This window comes from Dethiosulfatibacter sp., assembly GCF_983023055.1.
The window spans coordinates 1-2157 of the sequence record NZ_CEZJXU010000437.1; the positions used below are offsets into that span (position 1 = coordinate 1).

At 36.6% G+C, this 2157-nt stretch carries 2 protein-coding genes; both read left to right on the forward strand.

Annotated features, from left to right (window positions below; all coding sequences use genetic code 11):
• A partial coding sequence (locus AC3AX0_RS12100; RefSeq protein WP_487550534.1) for a TRAP transporter small permease occupies nt 1-378 on the forward strand: 378 nt, incomplete at its 5' end.
• A 4-nt stretch (nt 379-382) separates the two neighbouring features.
• The gene (locus AC3AX0_RS12105) at nt 383-1669 is read left to right on the forward strand and encodes a TRAP transporter large permease (RefSeq protein WP_487550535.1); all 1287 of its coding nucleotides are present in this window, start codon (nt 383-385) and stop codon (nt 1667-1669) included.
• The last annotated feature ends 488 nt before the right edge of the window (nt 1670-2157 follow it).

The window sequence follows — 2157 nt, forward strand, 5'->3', positions numbered from 1 at the left end:
ATATCATGGAGTCAGGATCTTCTGACATATATGCTTATATGGTCGGTTTTTATAGGAATCTCACTGGCTGTAAAAAAAAGAAAACATATCAAGGTTGAACTGGCCTTTGTTATACTTCCTGAAAGAATGCAGTTCTATCTTAAGATATTTTCAAATCTTGTATTCATGGCATTCTGTGGGATTTTCAGTTACTACTCAATGATTAAAGTTTACAAACTGATTTTTGTCAATCCGCAGATTTCAGAATCCACAGGACTTTCAATGTGGATGATTCAAATTGCAGTACCAATCGGATTTATACTTAGTATTTACAGACTTATAGTTGACACTAGAATGCTCTTCAAAGAAAGAGCAGATGAAATAAGGATAGGAGGTTAATATCATGCATATATTCTTATTACTGGCTTCCTTTGCCGTATTTGTATTATTATCAGTTCCAATAGGTGTATCCATTGGTATAGCACTTTGTATTTATGGATTTTCAGGCGGAGCAATGGGTCTTGACTTTATTTCACAGTCCATATTTTCCTCAATGAACAGCTTCCCTCTCATAGCAATCCCTTTCTTCATACTGGCGGGATCAATCATGGAAGGTGGAGGATTGTCCAAAAGATTGATCAACCTTTCCAACTCCATGGTTGGACATCTTACAGGCGGACTTGGTATTGTTACTGTACTTACTTGCATATTCTTTGGAGCAATAAGCGGTTCTGCCATTGCAACAGTTGCAGCTATAGGAACAATAATGATACCTGCAATGGAGGAACAGGGATATCCTAGATCCTTCGCTACAGCACTTACTGCAGCAGCAGGAGTTCTTGGTACAATAATCCCCCCAAGCATACCTATGGTAATGTACTGTGTAGCACTGCCTGCAGCATCTCCTGGAAACATGTTCATGGGAGGAGTTGGACCTGGTCTTTTGGCTGGATTTGCTCTTATGATTCTTGTTTATTATTTTGCCAAAAGAGACGGCTACAAAAGCACACACAGTGAATTTCATTTCAAAACTGTAGTAAAAAATACCTTTAGCGCCATCTGGGCTCTATTCGTACCAGTCATCATCATCGGAGGAATCTACGGTGGAATATTCTCGGCAACCGAAGCAGCTGTTGTTGCCTGTGTATATGGATTCATAGTAGGAAAGTTCATCTACAAGGAACTTACTATAAAAGCTACAACAACAGCATTTATTAGTTCTGCCATTACAGTGTCTTCAATACTAATAGTAGTAGCAACCGGCTCCGTCCTTGGGAAAATCCTTACAGTTGAAGGTGTTCCAAAAATGGTTGAAACATCATTGACTTCACTGAGTAGCAATGTATTTGTACTTCTATTAGTAATAAATATAATACTTCTCATAGTAGGATGCGTAATGGAGACATTTACAGCAATCATCATCCTTAGTCCAATCCTGTACCCAATAGTTGCACAGTACGGCATTGACGTTTACCACTTCGGCGTAATGATGATACTAAACCTATCAATTGGCTTTATTACCCCTCCTGTAGGCTCCAATCTATTTGTTGCCTGTGGAATTACGGGCATGAAGTTTGAAGACTTGGTAAAAGCAATATGGCCTTTTCTTTTAGCTCTTATTGCCGCACTGCTCCTGGTAACATTTATACCAAATATCACCTTGTTTCTTCCTAATTTATTCGATATGTAATAACACAAAACCAGAATTCAAAACACCCGTCGTACGCAGTATCAACATCTGCAGAACGACGGGTGTTTTGTGTTATAAAAGAAGATTTAACGGTGTTATAATAATCCAGCAGACATTAATTGTCAATGATTACCAAGAGATATTGATTATCATTAGCATTGATTTACAATTTCTCGATTATAATAGGAGATTAAAATGATAAGGTTATTAAATACTATAGTTGCAGGAGTATTCTTAACTCTATTCATATCCACTAGTGCTGGTTACGAACCTTTTACAAAGGTTGAAAATCCACTAGGACATGATTTTGTTTAAAGATTAACTCAATAAAACAATCAAAGAAATAAAAAATCCATAATTAGAATCGATGGCAGTCCAAAATTCAGTTGGACTGTCATTTTTTTTACATATAACTGCCATAATCTTGTCACACAAAAGGTTTAATATTAGGTTAAGAAAAACAAATACAATTTATAAAAGGAGATTTA

Bases quoted from the DNA above. Each gene is read 5' to 3' on its own strand.
- AC3AX0_RS12105 (WP_487550535.1), top strand. From the start codon at position 383: ATGCATATATTCTTATTACTGGCTTCCTTTGCCGTATTTGTATTATTA.